The 1,584-nt window shown below is 45.5% G+C and carries 4 protein-coding genes; all 4 read right to left on the bottom strand.

The annotated features are described in order from the left end of the window. Positions 1–13 precede the first annotated feature (13 nt). On the bottom strand, positions 14–259 hold the full coding sequence (locus tag AC6F7T_RS11150) for a CopG family transcriptional regulator (protein WP_191156428.1): 246 nt from the start codon (positions 257–259) through the stop codon (positions 14–16). A 269-nt stretch (positions 260–528) separates the two neighbouring features. After that, the gene (locus tag AC6F7T_RS11145; protein ID WP_500718862.1) at positions 529–729 is read right to left on the bottom strand and encodes a type II toxin-antitoxin system HicA family toxin; all 201 of its coding nucleotides are present in this window, start codon (positions 727–729) and stop codon (positions 529–531) included. Position 730: 1 nt separating this feature from the next. Continuing rightward, on the bottom strand, positions 731–943 hold the full coding sequence (locus AC6F7T_RS11140; protein ID WP_191156425.1) for a type II toxin-antitoxin system HicB family antitoxin: 213 nt from the start codon (positions 941–943) through the stop codon (positions 731–733). A 375-nt stretch (positions 944–1,318) separates the two neighbouring features. After that, on the bottom strand, positions 1,319–1,462 hold the full coding sequence (locus AC6F7T_RS11135) for a HepT-like ribonuclease domain-containing protein (protein ID WP_500718859.1): 144 nt from the start codon (positions 1,460–1,462) through the stop codon (positions 1,319–1,321). Positions 1,463–1,584: the final 122 nt, after the last annotated feature.

Below are 1,584 nucleotides of genomic sequence, written 5' to 3'. Positions count from 1 at the left end.
GAACCAAAGAGACTTACTGTGCTTCCCGCTCCTTGCAGGTCTTGGTGTAGCTGTCGAGCAGGCGTCGAATCATCTTCTGGTAATGGGTGTGGTTTTTCTGCGCTTCGTGTTTAAAAAAATCGACACTCTCACGGCTCAGGGCGAGGGTGACTTTGACCGTATCCTCTTTAAATGACAGCTCTGCCGGTGATGGCAGGAAGTCGGAAACAATCCTTACCGGGCCAATCGGTTCATCAGTGTAAACTATTTTCTTGCTCATAAATTTGCTTCCCCTTTCTCCGCTGGCAGATCCTTAAGGCAACACCTGATTCAAAGGTTTTGCCTTTGACCTCATCTGCGTGCATCTGTTTTTATCTGCGTTCGAGTTGCCTTTAAAGCTTTTAAACCTTTTTTTCGTACGCAGATAACGGCGGATAACGGCGGATAACGGCGGATGAAGGCTAAAACCATTAAAACCTGTTTTTTTTAGTAAAATCCCTAAACCTTCAATCCGCGAGTTGCCATTAAGGGGTAAAAATCTGCCCCTTCTCAGTTGTCGGAAAAGTCCTTTCGGTCCAGCCCTGACTGTCTGACGATTGACTGGAATGTCCCGTAGGGAATCTCTTTTTTGGGGTGTGGCACAATGACAATCCTATTATCAGAGCGCAATTTTACATGACTACCCCTTTGCGATACCTGCTGAAATCCGTGTTTGAGAAGAATCGCAATTATTGCCTTTGATGAGTGCATTTCAGGCATTGATGACAGTTTCTCCGATGAGCGCATCACCAACATGCAGATAATGCTGGTCGCCGACTTCATTTTCAAAGTAAAGGGCCACCGCTTCCTTGAGATTTGAAACCGCCTCGTCGATAGTTGAGCCGAAACTTGACACATCAACATTCAGGCATTGTGATACGAAATATTTGCCCTCCTGAAAAACAACATATTTGAGATGGCGCATCGTATTACCTCCCTGGAACGGTTTTATGGTCAACACCTTTAAACTTCTTTTTTGGAACGCAGATAAAGGCTTGCCGCGATGAAAATCTATGAAAATCTGAGAGTAGAACCTATTACTGCTGGAACCTCTGGTTGTGATTGCATTTATTAGATCTTGATAGATCTTGATTGCGGCAAAAAAAAGATTTTGGTCAGAGTCTCAGCGTTAAGGCATTTAACGGAGAGTCGGAGAGGAGCAGAGACGGAGAGAAAACCACACTTAAAATCAGTATTCTTGGTTTTAAGACCCAAAACCTTTTTCAGGGTTCCTCTCCTTCTCTCCGCCTCAGCGTCTCTGCGTTGAGGCTTTTAACGCAGAGAGTGAAAGCTTTAACCACTAATCTGAATTCGTTTTATGCTGCTCCAGCAGAACCGCAACGGCATGTGCCAGTGGTGCGAGATCCTGATGGATGGTTTCCCAGACAATGTCGTGGTCGACACCAAAATATACGTGAATCAGTTTATCACGCGTGGCGCACATGGCGGGTTTCTTTCAATATCTGTTTGCCGATGTGGGGTTTGAGGGCTTTACGGGTAACCAGGTCGACTTTGCGGCCAAGAAGTTCTTCCAGTCGTTGTTCAAGCCGCAGAAAAGCGACAAAT

The sequence above is a fragment of the Pelovirga sp. genome, assembly GCF_059864205.1.
Note: the sequence above shows the minus strand (reverse complement) of the source record. Positions and strands in the feature narration are given on the sequence as shown.

Coding starts and splice junctions, on each gene's coding strand:
- AC6F7T_RS11150 (WP_191156428.1), bottom strand. CDS start 259: ATGAGCAAGAAAATAGTTTACACTGATGAACCGATTGGCCCGGTAAGG.
- AC6F7T_RS11145 (WP_500718862.1), bottom strand. CDS start 729: ATGCACTCATCAAAGGCAATAATTGCGATTCTTCTCAAACACGGATTT.
- AC6F7T_RS11140 (WP_191156425.1), bottom strand. CDS start 943: ATGCGCCATCTCAAATATGTTGTTTTTCAGGAGGGCAAATATTTCGTA.
- AC6F7T_RS11135 (WP_500718859.1), bottom strand. CDS start 1,462: ATGTGCGCCACGCGTGATAAACTGATTCACGTATATTTTGGTGTCGAC.